Annotated in this window: 13 protein-coding genes; 10 read left to right on the forward strand and 3 right to left on the reverse strand. The window is 72.7% G+C overall.

The window, feature by feature from the left end:
• Positions 1-4: 4 nt before the first annotated feature.
• Positions 5-520 carry a YceI family protein gene (locus ABZT12_RS26620; RefSeq protein WP_356389103.1) on the reverse strand — a complete coding sequence of 172 codons (516 nt, stop codon included), beginning with the start codon at positions 518-520 and terminating at the stop codon, positions 5-7.
• Positions 521-643: 123 nt separating this feature from the next.
• Here ABZT12_RS26620 and ABZT12_RS26625 point away from each other — a divergent pair, with 123 nt between their 5' ends.
• Complete coding sequence (locus ABZT12_RS26625; RefSeq protein ID WP_356389105.1) at positions 644-1,135, forward strand: MarR family transcriptional regulator; 492 nt, start codon at positions 644-646, stop codon at positions 1,133-1,135.
• A gap of 30 nt (positions 1,136-1,165) precedes the next feature.
• On the opposite strand, the gene ABZT12_RS26630 is transcribed toward ABZT12_RS26625, so the two are convergent.
• A complete protein-coding gene (locus ABZT12_RS26630) occupies positions 1,166-2,185 on the reverse strand; it encodes a LacI family DNA-binding transcriptional regulator (RefSeq protein WP_356389107.1) in 1,020 nt (339 codons plus the stop codon).
• A 210-nt stretch (positions 2,186-2,395) separates the two neighbouring features.
• Here ABZT12_RS26630 and ABZT12_RS26635 point away from each other — a divergent pair, with 210 nt between their 5' ends.
• The 7 genes from ABZT12_RS26635 (at position 2,396) to ABZT12_RS26665 (ending at position 11,283) form a co-directional block, all read left to right on the forward strand.
• Positions 2,396-4,327 carry a beta-L-arabinofuranosidase domain-containing protein gene (locus tag ABZT12_RS26635; RefSeq protein ID WP_356389109.1) on the forward strand — a complete coding sequence of 644 codons (1,932 nt, stop codon included), beginning with the start codon at positions 2,396-2,398 and terminating at the stop codon, positions 4,325-4,327.
• A gap of 128 nt (positions 4,328-4,455) precedes the next feature.
• Complete coding sequence (locus tag ABZT12_RS26640) at positions 4,456-5,700, forward strand: extracellular solute-binding protein (RefSeq protein WP_356389111.1); 1,245 nt, start codon at positions 4,456-4,458, stop codon at positions 5,698-5,700.
• Positions 5,701-5,707: 7 nt separating this feature from the next.
• Positions 5,708-6,676, forward strand: coding sequence for a sugar ABC transporter permease (locus tag ABZT12_RS26645; RefSeq protein WP_356389113.1), 969 nt, complete (start codon positions 5,708-5,710; stop codon positions 6,674-6,676).
• The gene (locus tag ABZT12_RS26650) at positions 6,673-7,494 is read left to right on the forward strand and encodes a carbohydrate ABC transporter permease (RefSeq protein ID WP_356389115.1); all 822 of its coding nucleotides are present in this window, start codon (positions 6,673-6,675) and stop codon (positions 7,492-7,494) included. The genes ABZT12_RS26645 and ABZT12_RS26650 overlap by 4 nt, the downstream gene beginning before the upstream one ends.
• A gap of 42 nt (positions 7,495-7,536) precedes the next feature.
• Positions 7,537-9,315, forward strand: coding sequence for an RICIN domain-containing protein (locus tag ABZT12_RS26655; protein ID WP_356389118.1), 1,779 nt, complete (start codon positions 7,537-7,539; stop codon positions 9,313-9,315).
• A gap of 216 nt (positions 9,316-9,531) precedes the next feature.
• A complete protein-coding gene (locus ABZT12_RS26660; protein ID WP_356389120.1) occupies positions 9,532-10,503 on the forward strand; it encodes an alpha/beta hydrolase in 972 nt (323 codons plus the stop codon).
• A gap of 63 nt (positions 10,504-10,566) precedes the next feature.
• Positions 10,567-11,283 (forward strand): alpha/beta hydrolase, encoded by a 717-nt coding sequence (locus ABZT12_RS26665; protein ID WP_356389122.1) that lies wholly within the window; start codon positions 10,567-10,569, stop codon positions 11,281-11,283.
• 91 nt (positions 11,284-11,374) lie between these two features.
• On the opposite strand, the gene ABZT12_RS26670 is transcribed toward ABZT12_RS26665, so the two are convergent.
• Positions 11,375-12,625, reverse strand: a complete 1,251-nt coding sequence (locus ABZT12_RS26670) for a low temperature requirement protein A (protein ID WP_356389124.1) — start codon at positions 12,623-12,625, stop codon at positions 11,375-11,377.
• A gap of 345 nt (positions 12,626-12,970) precedes the next feature.
• Here ABZT12_RS26670 and ABZT12_RS26675 point away from each other — a divergent pair, with 345 nt between their 5' ends.
• Together ABZT12_RS26675 and ABZT12_RS26680 are read left to right on the forward strand one after the other, a co-directional pair.
• A complete protein-coding gene (locus ABZT12_RS26675) occupies positions 12,971-15,394 on the forward strand; it encodes a helix-turn-helix domain-containing protein (RefSeq protein ID WP_356389126.1) in 2,424 nt (807 codons plus the stop codon).
• 139 nt (positions 15,395-15,533) lie between these two features.
• The gene (locus tag ABZT12_RS26680; RefSeq protein WP_356389128.1) at positions 15,534-16,517 is read left to right on the forward strand and encodes a helix-turn-helix domain-containing protein; all 984 of its coding nucleotides are present in this window, start codon (positions 15,534-15,536) and stop codon (positions 16,515-16,517) included.
• Positions 16,518-16,711: the final 194 nt, after the last annotated feature.

Below are 16,711 nucleotides of genomic sequence, written 5' to 3' on the forward strand. Positions count from 1 at the left end.
GATCCTAGGCGACGCCGCGGACGAAGCGGAGGGTGGTCGTGACCGTGGTCAGGCCGGCCAGCATGCCCAACTGGTTCCAGCCCATGCCGAACTGGCTCCGGTCCACGGTGAACTCGGCGTCCAGCGTGAGGGCTTCGGCACTCGCGTCGGAGAGCCGGGCGGTGAAGGAGTGCGGCCGGCTGATGCCGTGCACGGTGAGCTGGCCGACGACGTCCACGGTGGAGTCGTCCCGCGGCTCCGCGCCGCGCAGGACGAAGGTGATCTCCGGGAACCTGTCCGCGTCGAACAGGTCGGCGGAGCGCAGATGCTTGTCCCGCTTGGGGTTCTTGGTGTCGAGGGAGGCGGCGTCCAGGGTCAGGGTGCCGATGGCGGAGCCGTCCGGGCGCACCTCGCCCTGGCCGCGGACCGCGCCGAAGACGCCCTTGACGGTGACCAGACCCCACATGGTCTTGTGCCGGATGCCCACGGTGGACGCGGCCCGGTCCAGCTGCCACACACCTGTTTCCACGGCGACGGTCATGGTCTCTCCTCGATAGCGGTGGTCGGCATCGGTAGTCCAAATTTGGATGAGCTCACGCTAGCCCATTATCCAAATCTGGACAACCAACTCCTCCAAATTTGGACGACGGGTAGACTCCTGAGCATGGCCGATCTCGAAAAGCGCCCCGCCGACCAGCCCGGATGCCCCTCCTCACGGGGTGGCGGCCTGCTCCCGGCGGAGCTGCGGGCCTGGATGCTGCTGCTGGCGGCGACCGGGGCGGTGGAGCAGGAGCTGCGCTCGGTCGTGAAGGGGAACCTCGACGTCTCGCACGACGAGTTCCTCGTCCTCTGCCTGCTCGCCGAAGAGCCCGAGGAGGGGCTGCGGATGACCCGCGTCGCGGAGCTGCTGGGCCGGCCCAAGACCCGGCTGACGTATCAGATCGCCTGCCTACAGCACGCCGGTCTCGTCACCCGCAAGTCGGTCCACGGGGACAAGCGGGGCATCGAGGTCGCCCTCACCGACAAGGCCCGGGAGCTGCTGCGCGCGGCCTCCGAGCCGCTCGCGGAGACGGTCAGCCGCGCCCTCAACCGGGTCGTCGGACCGGAGCAACGCGAGGCGCTCTCCGCCCTGCTGCCCGATCTCGCGACGGGCTGACCGCCCCCGCCGGCCGCCGCCGCGCCGGCGTCAGCTGGACTCCCGCACCACCAGCCGGCACGGCACCGGGTGCAGCCCCGGTGCCGGGTCCGCGTCGATCGCCTCCAGCAGCCGCAGGGCCGCGATCCGCCCGATCTCCGCGAGGCTCATGTCGATCGTGGTGAGCGGCGGGCGGCTGGCCAGCGCCATGGTGTCCCAGTTGTCGTAGCCGACCACCGCGATGTCGCCGGGAACGGCCGCCCCGCGCTCGCGCAGCGCGTCCGTCACACCCCGGGCGATCTGGTCGTTGCCGCAGAAGAAGGCGTCCGTGCCGGGGGCCGTGCGCAGCACCGCCTCCGCGGCCCGACGCCCCCACGCCTCGCTCCACTCGCCGAAGTGGACGCGCCCGGTGGCCAGTTGGAGCGAGGAGCGCTCCAGGTGCCCGACGGCGTACCGGGCCCGGTCGCGGGCCGCCGCGTGGTGTTCCGGGCCGGTGACGTGCGCGATCCGGGTGCGCCCGATGGAGAGCAGGTGCTCCACGGCGAGCCGCGCGCCGCCCCGGTCGTCGGAGACGACGGAGGTGTCGGCCGGGTCGGTGGACGGGGAGAGCGCGTAGACCACCGGCACCTCGTCGACACCGGTCAGCGGCGGGCGCGGGTCGGTGCGGCGGCCGGTGACGATGATGCCGTCGACACGGCGGTCCATCAGGTTGCGCAGATGGTGCTGCTCCCGGATGGCGTCGCCCCGGGTGTCGCAGAGCAGCACGGAGATCTTGCCCGCGCCGAGCGCGTCCTCGGCGCCCAGCAGGACGGGGGTGCTGAACCGCCCTATGCCGTCGGTCGTCATCAGCCCGACCGTCCAGCTGCGGCCGGTGTGCAGACTCTGCGCGTACTGGTTCGGCCGGAACTTGAGCGTCTCCACCGCGTCCAGCACCCGCTGCCGGGTCTCGGGCCGCATCCGCCCGCCGCCGTTCAGCGCCTTCGACGCGGTGCCCACGCTGACGCCCGCGAGGGCGGCCACGTCGGTGAGCCGGGCCCGGCCCGCGGAGGGTGAACGAGGAACGGAGGTCACGGGCAGTCCTATTCCGGTACGTCGGCGGTGACGTCCCGGTCGGCGACAGTGGCGGCCCCATCGTCGCACCCGTGCGGCGGGGCGGGCCAGCCCCTGAGCAAACTGAAAAAATACTGCGTCTCGCTACTTGACCAGATTCCCCAAACTCCCCTTCACTCTCCAGCAGGAAAACGGTTGCGCAAACTAGTTCTGCTGGAGAACCGGAGAACCATGCCCACCACCCACTCCGCCCCCACCCCCACCGGCCCGGTCCGGCTCGGCCCCGCCGCGCACGCCGCGCTGCGCCCCGCCGGCGCGGAGATCGGCGCGGGCTTCTGGCACACCCGTCGCGAGGTCAACGCACGCGTCTCCCTTCCCCAGGGTCCCCAACTGCTGGAGTCGGCGGGCAATCTGCACAATCTGCGACTGGCCGCGGGTACGGCCGAGGGCGACTTCCGGGGCGGCTACCCGTTCGTGGACACGGACGTCTACAAGTGGCTGGAGGCCGCCTCCTGGCAGCTCGCCCGGCAGCCCGACGCCGCGTTGCGGCCCGAGGTCGACCGGATCGTCGCCCTGGTCGCCGCCGCCCAGCAGCCGGACGGCTATCTCAACACCTGGTTCCAGCTGCGCCAGGGCGGCGAGCGCTACCGGGACCTGCGCTGGGGCCACGAGCTGTACTGCGCGGGCCATCTCCTCCAGGCGGCGGTCGCCCATCACCGGGCCACCGGGAACACCGAACTCCTCGACGTGGCACGCCGGTTCGCCGACCACCTCGGCCAGGTCTTCGGACCGCCCGGCAGCGGGAAACCCATCGACGGCATCGACGGCCACCCCGAGGTGGAGACCGCCCTGGTCGAGCTGTACCGGGAGACCGGCGAACGCGACTACCTCGACCTGGCCGGGTACTTCGTCGACCGGCACGGCCACGGCCTGCTCGGCGGCGAGGCCTACTGCCAGGACCGCGTCCCGGTGCGCGAGGCGGCCGACGTGGAGGGCCACGCCGTACGGCAGCTGTACCTGCTGGCCGCCGTCACCGACCTCGCCACCGAGACGGGCGAGCCCGAACTGCGCGCCGCCGCCGAGCGGTTGTGGCACGCCATGACCACCACCAAGACCCATCTCACCGGCGGCCTCGGCGCCCACCACGACGAGGAGGACTTCGGCGACCCCTACGAACTGCCCACCGAGCGCGCCTACTGCGAGACCTGCGCGGCCATCGCCTCCGTGCAGTGGAGCTGGCGCATGGCCCTGCTCACCGGCGAGGCCCGCTACGGCGACCTCATCGAACGCACCCTCTACAACGGCTTCCTGGCCGGTGTCTCCCTCGACGGCGAGCGCTGGCTCTACGTCAACCCGCTCCAGGTCCGCGACGGCCACACCGACCCGGGCGGCGACCAGTCGGCCCGCCGCACCCGCTGGTTCCGCTGCGCGTGCTGCCCGCCGAACGCCATGCGCCTGCTCGCCTCCCTGGAGCACTACCTGTCGTCCACCGACACCGACGGCGAGGGCCTGCGCGTCCACCAGTACGTCTCCGGGCGCTACTCCTCGCACGGCATCGGGGTGCGCGCCGAGACCGACTACCCCTGGCACGGCACGGTCGCCCTGACCGTCGAGGAGACCCCCCAAGACCGGCCCTGGACACTGTCGTTGCGGATCCCGGCCTGGTGCCGCGAGTTCCGGGTGCGCGTCGGAACGCTCTCCTACGACCGGACGGACGCGCCCGTGGAGAACGGCTGGCTGCGGCTGACACGCACCTGGGCGCCGGGCGACGAAGTCGTCCTCGAACTCGCCCTGGAACCACGGCTGACGGCGGCCGACCCGCGCGTGGACGCCGTGCGCGGCTGCGCGGCGATCGAGCGCGGGCCGCTCGTGTACTGCCTGGAACAGGCGGACCATCCGGGCGGGGGGCTGGACGACATCGTGCTCGACCCGACGCGCCCGCTCGCCGTGAAGCACCGTCCCGACCTCCTCGGCGGGATCACCGGCGTGGTCGCGGCCGGCTACCGCCGCCGGCTCCCCGACGACGGGCGGTGGTGGCCCTACCGGGACGCCGAGCCCGGTACCGGGACGGCCGGTGACGCCGTCGAACTCACCGCGATCCCCTACTACGCCTGGGCCAACCGGCAGGACGGCAGCATGCGCGTCTGGCTCCCCACCTCCTGAACTCCTTCTCGTCCCTCGCGCCTCCGGGCCCCTCTCGCCCCTCTCGACTCCGTCGCCTCCCTCATCACCCTCATCACCCTCGTCACCCCTGTCGCCCTGGTTCTTCACCCTGACAACGAGGTCACTCCGTGCGAAACACCCGCCGAACCCTCCTCACCGCCCTGGCCGCGGCCGGCGCGCTGGTCTCCGTCGCCGCCTGCGGCTCCGGCTCCGCCGGCTCCTCGGGGGCCTCCGGTTCCTCGTCGACGTACGCCTTCTGGGACCCCTACCCGCAGTTCGACGCCTCCTCGGCCTGGGGCAAACGGGTCGCGGAGTGCGGCACGCGGGCCGGGGTGAAGATCAGACGGACCGCGTACGACACCACGGACCTGGGCAACAAGGCGCTGCTCGCCGCGCAGCAGGGCAACGCGCCGGACGTGATGCTGGTGGACAACCCCGTGGTCTCCACGCTGGTGGAGGCCGGGATCCTCAACAAAACGAGCGATCTCGGGCTGGACACCTCGCCGATCCAGAAGAACATCATCGGCGCGGGCACCCTGGACGGCTCGGCGTACGGAATACCCGTCGGCGCCAACACCCTCGCCCTCTACTACAACAAGAAGATCCTGGCCACCGCCCATGTCGACGCGGCCTCGGTGAAGGACTGGGCCTCACTGACGGCGGCGCTGAAGAAGGTCGGGGCGGCGGGGAAGAAGGGCATCACGTTCTCCGCGATCAACACGGAGGAGGGCAGCTTCCAGTTCCTGCCCTGGTTCTGGGGCGCGGGCGCCGACCTCACCCGGCTCGACTCGGCCCAGGGGACAGCCGCGTTGACGCTGTGGAAGCAGTGGGTGGCCGCCGGGTACGCGCCGAAGGACGTGCTCACCAACACCCAGACCACCAGCTGGCAGGAGTTCGCCACCGGGGAGTACGCGTTCGGCGAGAACGGCACCTGGCAGCTGGGCAACGCCGACAAGGCGGGGTTCGGCTACGGGATCATCAACATCCCCGCCCAGCACGGCGGTTCGGCACCGGTCCCGACCGGCGGGGAGTTCGTCACCGTCCCGGTGCAGAAGGACACCGGGCGCTACGACGTCAGCAAGAAGATCGTCACCTGCCTCACCAGCGCCGACAGCCTGCTGGCGACCGACACGGCACTGACGTACATCGCGCCGACCGCGGCCGTACAGGCCGAACAGGTCAAGGCGAACCCGGAGTTGAAGCCGTGGGTGACGGCCGTGGCCGCCGCGCGGGGCCGGACCAGCGGTGGTCTGGGCACCAAGTACCCCACGATCTCACAGCCGTTGTGGACAGCCGTGCAGTCGGCCCTGTCCGGCGGCACGAGCCCGCGGGCCGCCCTGGACACGGCGCAGTCGAGCGCGAAGAAGGGCTGACACCGGTATGAGCGTCGCCCGGGTCGACCGTCCGCGGCGAGCACCGGCCCTCTCGCGGACGGCTGCCGCCGATCCCCTTCTCCTGCGCCGCCGGTACCGGCGCAGAGCCCGCCTGACGGCCCTCGCCTTCGTGACCCCGCTCCTCGTCTATCTCGCCGCCTTCTACGCCTTTCCCCTCTACCGCAACCTCGATCTGAGCCTGCGCGACTACACCGTCCGGTCCTTCGTGTCGGGCGACGCGCCGTACTCCGGCTGGGCGAACTTCTCGAAGATCCTCGGCGACCCGATGTTCGGCCCGGCGCTGCGCCACACGATGGTCTTCACCTTCGGGTCGCTGGTCTTCCAGTACACCGCCGGGCTCGCCCTCGCGGTCTTCTTCGACCGGCACTTCCGGCTGGCCGCCACCCTGCGCGCGCTCTTCCTGATCCCATGGCTGCTGCCGCTGATCGTGTCGGCGTCGACCTGGTCGTGGATGTTCAACAGCGAGTCGGGGGTGGTGAACTACGGCCTCCACCTCATCGGCCTGGACCCGGTCGGCTGGCTCACCTCGCCGCACTGGGCGCTGACCTCGGTGATCGTGGCGAACATCTGGATCGGCATCCCCTTCAACCTGGTGATCCTCTACAGCGGGCTGCAGAACATCCCCGCCGAGCTGTACGAGGCGGCGGCCCTGGACGGGGCGGGCCCCTGGCAGCGGTTCCGCCGCATCACCTTCCCGCTCCTGCGGCCGGTGTCGGCGATCACCCTGCTGCTCGGACTGGTCTACACGCTCAAGGTCTTCGACCTGATCTGGATCATGACCAAGGGCGGTCCCGGTGACTCCTCGTCGACCCTGGCCACCTGGTCCTACCAGCTCGGATTCGGCACGCTGCTACCGAAGTTCGGGCCGGGTGCCGCCGTCGGCGATCTCCTCATCGTCGTCGCGCTCGCCTTCGGGCTGCTGTACGTCCGCGTCCAGAGGAGGCAGGAAGCGTGAAGTCCCGTACGAGCGGCCGTCGTCACACCCTCATCGGGCTGCTGCTGACCGCGCTGATGCTCTTCCCGGTGTACTGGATGCTGAACGTGTCCCTCACCCCGCAGCAGGACATGCGCAAGTCCCCGCCGGACCTGATCCCGCTGCGCCCCACCTTCGCGGGCTACCGGGCCGTCCTGGACGACCAGTTGCCCTACCTCGGCACCAGCCTGCTGATCGGTCTGGGCACGGTCGCGCTCACCCTCGTGCTCGCCGCCCCGGCCGGATACTCCCTGGCCCGGCTGCGCCCGCGCGGCGCCGGCGCCCTCGGCCTGGTCCTGCTGATCGCCCAGATGATCCCGGGCATCGTGATGGCGATGGGCTTCTACGGCGTCTTCCTGGACCTGGGGATACTGAACACCTGGTGGGGGCTGATCGTCGCCGACTCGACGATCGCCGTGCCGTTCGGCGTCATGATCTTCACCGCGTTCATGTCGGGCATCCCCGGCGAGCTGACGGCCGCGGCCCGGATCGACGGCGCGGGCACCTTCCGCACCTTCTGGTCGGTCGTCCTCCCGGTGAGCCGCAACGCGGTGGTCACGGTCTCCCTGTTCGGTTTCCTCTGGGCCTGGTCCGACTTCGTCTTCGCCAACACCCTTGACGGCGGCGGCGACTGGCGGCCGATCACCCTCGGCATCTACCACTACATCGGCAACAACAACCAGGAGTGGAACGCGATCATGGCCACCGCCGTCGTCGCCTCCGTCCCCGCGGCGGTCCTTCTCGTCCTCGCCCAGCGCTATGTGGCCGCGGGCGTGACCGCCGGCGCGGTCAAGGACTGAGGCACCGCCACCCTCCCCCGCCCCCTCCTCCCAGGAGCCCCGATGAGCCGCTTGACATGCCCTGATCATAAGCAGCACCCCACACCGTCCTACGGCCGCTGGGCCGCCGCCGTCGGAGTCGCCGCCCTGACGGCCACGGCCGCGCTGGGCACCGCGCCCCCGGCCGGCGCCGCCCCCACCGCCGCGACCACCCTCGTCGTCAACGCGGCGCAGACCCTCCGCCCGGTCACCCACGCGGCGAGCGGCGGCCTGTACGGCCTCGCCGACGCGAGCACCCCCGCCGACAGCCTGGTCGCCCCACTCAAGCCGAACACCTTCGTACAGATGGCGCCGGGCGGTTCGCAGCTGCCCAACGGTGAGCCGAAGCCCGCGGGCGACGCCCTGACCGTGGCGGCCAAGGCGGCCCGGGCGGGCGCCCAGGTGGTGGTGCGGATGCCCGACTGGTATCCGAACTTCCCGTACCAGTGGGTGAGTTGGAGCAACTGGCTGTCGGCCGTCGACAAGCAGGTCGCCGCCGTGAAGTCCTCCGGCGCCACCAACGTCAGCGCCTACGAGCTGTGGAACGAGCCCGACTGGACCTGGAACACCTCGGCGGCCGGCGTCTTCGACGCCGGCTGGGCGACGACGTACCGTGAGGTCCGCGCCAAGGACGCCAACACACCCATCCAGGGCCCCAGTCACTCGGCCTGGAACCAGAGCTGGATGAGCACCTTCCTCACCGACGCCAAGGCGAGCGGCACCCTCCCCTCCATCGTCAGCTGGCACGAGCTCCAGGGCGCGCAGAACATCGCCGCCCACGTGGCCGCGTACCGCTCCCTCGAATCGAGCCTGGGCATCAGCCCGCGCCCGATCTCGATCGAGGAGTACGGCACCACGAGCGAGGTCGGCGTGCCCGGCCCGCTGGCCGGATACGTCGCCAAGTTCGAACGGGCCGGGGTCCATGACGCCGAACTCGCCTTCTGGAACCACTACGGCACCCTCGGCGACACCCTCACCGACACGGGCGGCTCGCCCAACGGGGCGTACTGGCTCTACAAGTGGTACGGCGACCTGTCCGGGACCATGCTCGCCACCACACCCCCGTCCCAGACGGGCCTGGACGGCGCCGCCGCGCTGACCGGTGACGGAAAGCGGATCGGCGTCATCTTCGGCGGCGGGACCGGCTCGACGGCCGTCCAGGTCAACGGGCTCGGCTCGCTCTCCGCCTTCGGCACCACCGTGCACGTCAAGCTGGAGTACACGCCGTCGAAGGGCCGGACCACGGCCGTGCCGGCGCCGATCACCGTCTCCGACGCCGACTACACCGTGTCGAACGGCTCGGTCACCGTGCCCGTGACGACGAACGCCTCCGACGGCTACCACCTGGTCATCACCCCCAGCGGCACCTCGACCTCGCTCGCGGGGACGTACCAGATCAAGAACAGGAACAGCGGACTCGCCCTGGACACCCAGGGGGCGGCGACCGCCCAGGGCACGGCGGTGGTGCAGGCCGCGCCGAGCACCGGCACCAGCCAGTCCTGGACGCTGACGCCCGCCGGTTCCGGCCTCTACAAGATCGCCGACAAGGCGAGCGGACTGCTGCTCGGTATCACCGGCGCGGGCACCGCGGCCGGCGGTACGGCCCTGATCTGGGGCGACAACGGCACCGCCGACCACCTCTGGCAGCTGATCCCGGCCGGAGACGGCACGTACAAGATCGCCAACTACAACAGCGGTCTGCTGCTGGGCGTGACCGGCATGAGCACCGCGTCCGGCGCGCAGGTCCTCCAGTGGGACGACAACGGCACCGCTGACCATCTGTGGAGCCTGACCGCCCGTTGAGCACGACGGTGCGGCCGAGTACCCCGACCCGGCCGCACCGTAGGGCGGAACCGGGCGGCGTCGGAGCGGGCTCGCGCCGACCGGTCGCCGGATGCGTCCGTTCCGTGCGCTGTGGGTCGAGTCCCCGTGCGCTGACGGGCACATGGGGCGGGTCGTCCCGGCTTAGCGTGACATTCCACGGCCGCGCGCCGCGTCCGCGAACTCAGGGAGACCCCCATGTCCCACACCGCCGAGCCGGTCCAGCCCGTGCTGGAACCGGCCGCCCAGGCTTTCGTCGAGGCGACCGCGAACCCGCCCTACCTCTTCGACCTCGCCCCCGCCGAAGGCCGCAAGGCCGTCGACGAGGTCCAGTCCGGTCCCGTCACCGCGCCCGACGTCGACGAAGAGTGGATCACCATCCCCGGCGGCCCCACCGGCACCGTCCGCACCCGCATCGTCAAGCCCGCCGGCAGCACCGGCACCCTCCCCGTCATCCTCTACATCCACGGCGCCGGCTGGGTCTTCGGCAACGCCCACACCCATGACCGCCTCGTACGCGAACTCGCCACCGAGACCAACGCGGCCGTCGTCTTCCCCGAGTACGACCTCTCCCCCGAAGCCCGCTACCCCACCGCGATCGAGCAGAACTACACGGTCGCCCAGTGGATCACCACCCACGGGCCCACCAAGAACCTCGACCCCACCCGCATCGCCGCCGTCGGCGACTCCGTCGGCGGCAACATGACCGCGGCGCTCACCCTGATGGCCAAGGAACGCGGCGACGTCACCATCCGCCGGCAGGTCCTCTTCTACCCCGTCACCGACGCCGCCTTCGACACCTCCTCGTACCACCAGTTCGCCACCGGCTACTTCCTGCGCCGCGACGGCATGCAGTGGTTCTGGGACCAGTACACGACCGACGAGGCCCAGCGCGCCGAGATCACCGCCTCCCCCCTGCGCGCCACCACCGAACAGCTCACCGGTCTGCCCCCGGCCCTCGTCATCACCGGTGAGGCCGACGTGCTGCGCGACGAGGGCGAGGCCTACGCCAACAAGCTCCGCAGCGCCGGCGTCCCGGTCACCGCCGTCCGGTTCCAGGGCATCATCCACGACTTCGTCATGCTCAACGCCCTGCGCGAGACCCACGCCGCCCAGGCCGCCATCACCCTCGCCACCACGACCCTCCGCGCCGCCCTGCACGACAACTGAGCCCACCCCGCTCAGCACGGTCACCGACCACCGACCACGAAGCACCACAAGGAGCCTTTCCCCATGCCCAGCACCCCCACCGTCCTCCTCGTGCACGGTGCCTTCGCCGACGCCGGCAGCTGGTCCGGCGTCGTCGCGGAACTGCAGAGCCACGGCATACCCGTCCTGGCCCCGGCGAACCCGCTGCGCGGCCTGGCGTCCGACGCCGCCTACATCGCCTCCGTGGCGGCCCAGATCGACGGCCCCGTCGTCCTCGTCGGCCACTCCTACGGCGGCGCGGTGATCACCGTGGCCGGCACCGCGGAGAACGTGGTCGGCCTGGTCTACGTCGCCGCCTACGTCCTCGAAGAGGGTGAGAGCCTGGGCGAGTTGCAGGGCCGCTTCGCCCTGTCGCCGCTCGTCTCCAACCTGAAGGAGTGGACGTACCCGGTCGACGGCGCCGAGCCCGCGACCGAGGTCTCCATCAAGGCCGAGGCCTACCCGGGGATCTTCGCCGCCGACGTCCCGGCCGAGGTGACCACGGTCCTCGCCGCGACCCAACGCCCGCTCGCCGCGGGCGCGTTCGGCGAGACGGCGGCGGCCGCGGCCTGGCAGACCAAGCCCTCCTGGGCCCTCGTCTCCGGCGCCGACCAGGCGATCAACCCCGAGGTCGAGCGGTTCGGCGCCGAACGCGCCGGCGCCGTCGTCCTGGAGGTCGAGGGCGCGTCCCACGCCGTGGCGGTCTCGCAGCCCAAGACGGTCGCCGGCCTCATCCTCGACGCGGTACGCGCCACGAGCTGACGCGTCCCCTTCCCGCCGCCCGGGCCGCTGCCCGAAGGAGACCCGTCCCGCGGGCTCCTTCGGCGCGGGCGGCCCGGCGCCGTTCGCGGGGTCAGCCCGCGCCCTCCGCCGCGACGTCCCGCCCCGCCCGCGGTGCCGCGATCACGGCGACGAGCCCGGCCAGCAGCGCCCCGGCGACCAGCGCGGGCGCCGGGGACCACGCGGCCGCCAGGATGCCGGCCGCCGCGCCCGGAAACACCAACCACTCGTAGGTACGGCGCTGTTGGGGCCGTAGGTGCACCCCCCAGACCGTGAGGAGGAAGACGGCCGCGGGGACGGTGACCGCCGCGCCCGCGGCCGTCTGCGAGAGGGCGCCGTGCCGGGTGACGTGGTCCGCGTAGGCGGCGAGGCCGGCCCCCTCCGCGGTCGCCGAGGCGAAGACCAGGTAGTGGCCGTAGGCCCAGGGGAAGCGTCTACGGTCGGCCTGGTGCGTGGTGGCGAGCAGGGTGTAGGCCGGGCTCGCGAAGTACAGCCACCACATGGCGTAGGCCATCAGTACGCCGCCGCCCGCCGTCGCGTACAGCGCGGTGGTCCCCTGGTGCCGGTCGAAGGCGTCGCGGACGGCGACGGTGGCCGACGCGACGGACTCGCCGAGCACGATCAGCGTGAACAGCTCGTAGCGCTCGGCGATGTGGTGGGGGTGCCACGGCGTCATCCCGGCGGACTGGGCCCACACCGGGACCGCGACCTCGGCCAGCACCAGCACCGCGATGCCGGGCAGCCGCGCTCCCGCCGGCACCGCGAGCAGGGCGACCCAGCCGACCTGGCAGACGACGACTCCGAGGGCGAACCGCAGAGTCGTGCGCCGCCGGGCCGGGTCGGCCAGCGCCGCCCGCAGCCAGAGCGCGGCCAGCGCCGTGCGCAGCACCACGTATCCGATGGTGATGACCCGCAGGTCACCGTCGTCGAAGGCCCGGCGCACCCCGGCGGCGAGGACGAGCGAGCCGGTGATCTGGACGAGGACGGCGAGCCGGTACGGGATGTCGTCGGGGTCGTAGGCGGAGGAGAACCAGGTGAAGTTCATCCACGCCCACCAGATGGTGAAGAAGACGATCGCGAAGCGCAGCAGACCGGTGCCGTACGCGCCGGCGTCCAGTGCCGCGTGCAGGCTCGCGGACACCTGCGCGACCGCGATGACGAAGCACAGGTCGAAGAAGAGTTCCAGCGAGGTGGCGGTGCGGTGCGGCTCGCCGGGGTCCCGGCCGCCCATGGTCCGCCACCTCGCCCCCGTGGCCGCGGGCAGCCCCCGCCGGGTTCCCCGACCGCCTCGGACGGCCCCGGCCGTCCGCTCGTCCGTGCTCATGCCGGCTCCTCGCTCCCGCTCTCACCGCGCTCGGGCGGCGCCCGGCGGCCCCACCCGGTCCGAGGCTAGAACGGGACCGTACGGCCGCCCGTACCCGGGGGCGCACGGGGGCTTGCCCAGGAGCGCCGGAGGGGAGGGGAGGGGAGAGGGGCGGCGGTGGCGGACGGGGGGGTGCGTAGTGCGCCTACAGGCATCGAGGTGTGCGCTGCGGGTCAAGCCGGTTGCCGTGCGGGGGTCTAGCGTCGTGCGGATACACACAGCACAGTGACATATCGACCCCTTTAGACTTCTCGTGATCACGCGCGAGCGGTCCGGCCCGCGCGTGTCGCACGCGAAGGGACCGAGGTGGCCGGGGACAGCGCGACGTTCGGGGCGCGGCTCAGGGAGCTGCGGCTCGGGGCGTCGCTGACCATCGAGGGCTTGGCCGAGGCGTCGGGGGTGAGCGTGCGCGGCATCGGGGACCTGGAGCGGGGGCGGCGGACGGCCCCCCAGCGGGGCACGGTCGCCGCGCTCGCCGACGGCCTGGGCCTCGGCGAACGGGACCGCGAGGACCTCCTGTCCGCCGCGCGCTCCGGCCGCGCGCCGGGGTACAGCCCCTTGGGCGTACGTGCCTTCCCGCGTGGGATCGACGACTTCGTGGGGCGGGAACGGGAGCTGGCGCAACTGGCGCGACTGGCCGACGAGTTGGTGGTGACGGACGAGGGCCGTGCGGGTCCCGACCGGCCGGCTGCCGGGGCGGGACCGGTCTCCGGTGACGGGCCCGTGGGTGGTGGCGGTTCGGTCTCCGGTGGCGGGCCGGTGGGTGGTGGCGGGTCGGGCGGCGTGGGTCGGGGCCCCCGTCAGTCGCTCGTGGCGGCCGTCTCCGGGGCGCCCGGCACCGGCAAGACCACGCTCGCCCTGCATGCCGCCCGGGAGCTGGCCGACCGCTTCCCCGACGGTCAACTCAGCGTGGATCTAAGGGGGATGGACGACGCCCCGCCCACGCCGGCCGAGCTGCTGCTGACCCTGCTCAAGGCGCTCGGGGTGGCCGACCGGGAGCTGGGGAAGGCGGGCCCGCAGGGTCATCCGGCGCTGTACCGGCGGCTGTTGGCCGAGCGGCGGTGTCTGCTGGTGCTGGACAACGCCCGGGACGAGGCCCAGGTCCGCCCGTTGCTGCCCGGTACCGGCAGGGGCATGGTGGTGATCACCAGCCGCCGGATGCTCACCGGGCTGGACAGCGTGCACCGGCTGCCACTGGGCGAGTTGAGCCCGGCGGAGTCGGCCGTCCTCCTCGCCGGGCTGGTGGGCGAGGAGCGGTCCGCCGCCGACCCGGCCGCCCTCGCCGAGGTCGCCGAGCGCTGCGGACACCTCCCGCTGGCCCTGCGAGTGGCGGGCAACTGGCTTGCCACCCGCACCGGTTGGAGCGTACGGCGGCTCGCCGACCGGCTTGCCTTCGAGGAGCGGCGGCTGGACGCGCTGGCCGCCGGTGACGTCCGGGTCTCGGCCGCCTTCGACCTGTCGTACCGTCAGCTGACGCCTGCCGGGGCGCGGTTGTTCCGGCTGCTCTCGCTGGTCGAGGGCCCGGACGTCGGCGCGGCCTGCGCGTCGCGGCTCACCGGGCAGTCGCTGTTCGAGACCGAGGACACCCTGGAGGAGCTGGTCGAGACCGGTCTGCTCGGCACGGACCGGGACCGTTACCGCCTGCACGACCTGCTCTGCCTGTACGCCCGCACCCGCTTGAAAGCCGAGGAGGACGCCGGGAACACCGGGAACGCCGAGTACGCCGAGGACACAGCGCGGGCGCGTACCGCGATGCACCGCTGGCTGCTGGAGACGGCGGTCGTGGCGGGCCGTTGGTACGAGCCGGACCACGGCGCCCCGCCGCCCGACTGGCAGGGCATCGTCGACCTCTCCACCCGTGAGCGGGCCCGGGAGTGGCTGCGGGCGGAGGCCGCGGGCTGGCTGGCCGCGTTCCGTGCCGCCGCGGACGCGGGCGAACACGCCACGGTCGTGGAGGTGGCCGAGGCACTGCACTGGTTCTCCGACCAGTGGATCTTCTGGGGCCACTGGCCGGAGGTGTTCGGCACCGCGGCCCGGTCCGCCCGCGCGCTGCGCGACCCGCTGCCGGAGGCCACTCAACTCAACTACTACGCTTGGGCGTTGACAGCCTGCGAGAACCGTCCGGCCGACAGTGTCGCGGTCGCCATGGAAGCCCTTGCCGCCGCCCGGCGCGCCGGGGACCTGTCGCAGCAGGCGTGGGCCCACTACTACGCGGCCGTGGCCCATCGCATGCTGCGGGACTTCGCTCCCCTCGCCCACCACAACCGGGAGGCGACCCGGCTGTTCGAGGCCGCCGGTGATGTGCACGGCTCGTTCCAGACGATGCACAACAACGGCGTCAGCCTGCTGGAACAGGGCCTGGGCGAGGAGGCGTTGGAGTCCTTCCTGGACACGCTCGCGCTGCTCGACCGGGCCGGCGACCGGATCGAGCCGAGCATCGCCCACATCACCCGGATCGCCCTCGACATGGGCGCGGGGCGCGCCTGCACCCTGATGCGGCGCTGGGACGACGCCTTCGCCCATCTGCGGGCTGCCGGCGCCGGCAGCCGTGACAGCGGCAACACGGCGATGGAGACCCGCGCGCTGGTCTACCTCGGGCGTGCCCTGCTGGCGGCGGGCCGCGAGGAGGAGGCAAGGGAGACCTACGCCCGGTGCGTGGCGCTCGGCCCCACGGCCGATCCCGAGTTCACCGCCGAGGCCCGTGCCCACCTGGCCGGCCTCGGCGGCTGAGGCTTCCGCCGCCGGCGCTTCCGCTCTTTCTGCCTGGGATGTGCCTGGAGCGCGCGCCGCCCGGCTGGTTGGCTGCTCAGGGCGGGTCGGCCAGGGCGTCTCCCGCCGTGACGCACGGCCGGCCGGAGGGAAGAGCCACTTGAGTCCGTACCTGACGTCCGCCCCCGCCCCCGCACTCGACCGGGACCGGCTCGCCGACTGGCGCGAGACGCTGGACAGGGCGCTGGTGCCGGCCACCGTCACACCGCTCGGCGAGGGGCCGTTCACGGGCCGTGTCACGACCGGCCGCCTCGGCTGCCTCCAGGTGGCGACGGTGCAGGCCGACGCCGTACGAATCAGCCGCACCGAGCCGCTCGTCGCGCGCGCCCCCGGAGCGTACGTGGTGGTCGGCGTCCAGGCGTCGGGTCCGGCCGTCCTCACCCAGGCGGGCCGGCGGGCCGAGGCCGCCGAGGGCGACCTGCTGGTCTACGACACCTCCCGCCCGTACCGGCTGGAACACCCGGAGCCGTTCACCACCCACGCGTTCCGGCTGCCCCGGCGCGCGCTGGCCCTGCCCGACATCGACCTGCGCCGCGTCACGGGCACCACGGCCGGTACGGCGGACGGTGTGGGCGCGGTGCTGGGCCCGTTCCTGACCACCCTCGCCGCCTCCCCGCACACCTACTCGGCGGCTGTCGGCGCCCGGCTGGCCAACGGTGTCGCCGACCTGCTGACCGCCCTGGCGTCCGAGCGGGCCCCGCTCCCGGCCGCCAACCCGGACACGGCCCGCGGATACCTCGTGCTGCGCATCCGCGCCCACATCGACCGCGACCTCGCCGGCCCCGGCCTCTGCGCGGAGACCATCGCGGCCGCCCACCAGATCTCGGTCCGCTATCTGCACCGCCTCTTCCAGGACGAGGGCATCACCGTGACCCGCCTGATCCAGCGCCGCCGCCTGGAGGAGTCCGCCCGCGACCTGACCCGCCTCGACCGCACGCCCCCCACGGTCGCGGCCGTCTCCCGCCGCTGGGGCTTCGCCAGTCCGGCCCACTTCAGCCGCACCTTCCGCACGGTGTACGGCCTGCCGCCGAGCGAGTGGAGGGAGCTGCGTGCCGGAGGGCAGGGGGGCGGCGACGGCGGGTGACGCGCTGTCATCGGGGATGACGCGCAGGCGGCCGGTCCGGGGCCGCCGGGGTGCGGTGGTTTCCGGTCGGCGTCGGGCCTTGCCCGGACGGTTCGGTGGCCCGGCCGGGCGCCCAAGTCGGGGGCGCGCGCGTTGAGTTGTCAGTGGCTCCCGGTACGTTCTGCAAGTGCCAGGGCCGCTAGGCGGCACAGCGC

The sequence above is a fragment of the Streptomyces sp. NPDC005423 genome (genome assembly GCF_040606415.1).
Lineage (GTDB): Bacteria > Actinomycetota > Actinomycetes > Streptomycetales > Streptomycetaceae > Streptomyces.

Excerpts from the sequence above, each read along its gene's own strand:
- ABZT12_RS26620 (WP_356389103.1), bottom strand. The coding sequence starts at position 520 with ATGACCGTCGCCGTGGAAACAGGTGTGTGGCAGCTGGACCGGGCCGCG.
- ABZT12_RS26635 (WP_356389109.1), top strand. The coding sequence starts at position 2,396 with ATGCCCACCACCCACTCCGCCCCCACCCCCACCGGCCCGGTCCGGCTC.
- ABZT12_RS26655 (WP_356389118.1), top strand. The coding sequence starts at position 7,537 with ATGAGCCGCTTGACATGCCCTGATCATAAGCAGCACCCCACACCGTCC.
- ABZT12_RS26645 (WP_356389113.1), top strand. The coding sequence starts at position 5,708 with ATGAGCGTCGCCCGGGTCGACCGTCCGCGGCGAGCACCGGCCCTCTCG.
- ABZT12_RS26625 (WP_356389105.1), top strand. The coding sequence starts at position 644 with ATGGCCGATCTCGAAAAGCGCCCCGCCGACCAGCCCGGATGCCCCTCC.
- ABZT12_RS26660 (WP_356389120.1), top strand. The coding sequence starts at position 9,532 with ATGTCCCACACCGCCGAGCCGGTCCAGCCCGTGCTGGAACCGGCCGCC.
- ABZT12_RS26670 (WP_356389124.1), bottom strand. The coding sequence starts at position 12,625 with ATGAGCACGGACGAGCGGACGGCCGGGGCCGTCCGAGGCGGTCGGGGA.
- ABZT12_RS26665 (WP_356389122.1), top strand. The coding sequence starts at position 10,567 with ATGCCCAGCACCCCCACCGTCCTCCTCGTGCACGGTGCCTTCGCCGAC.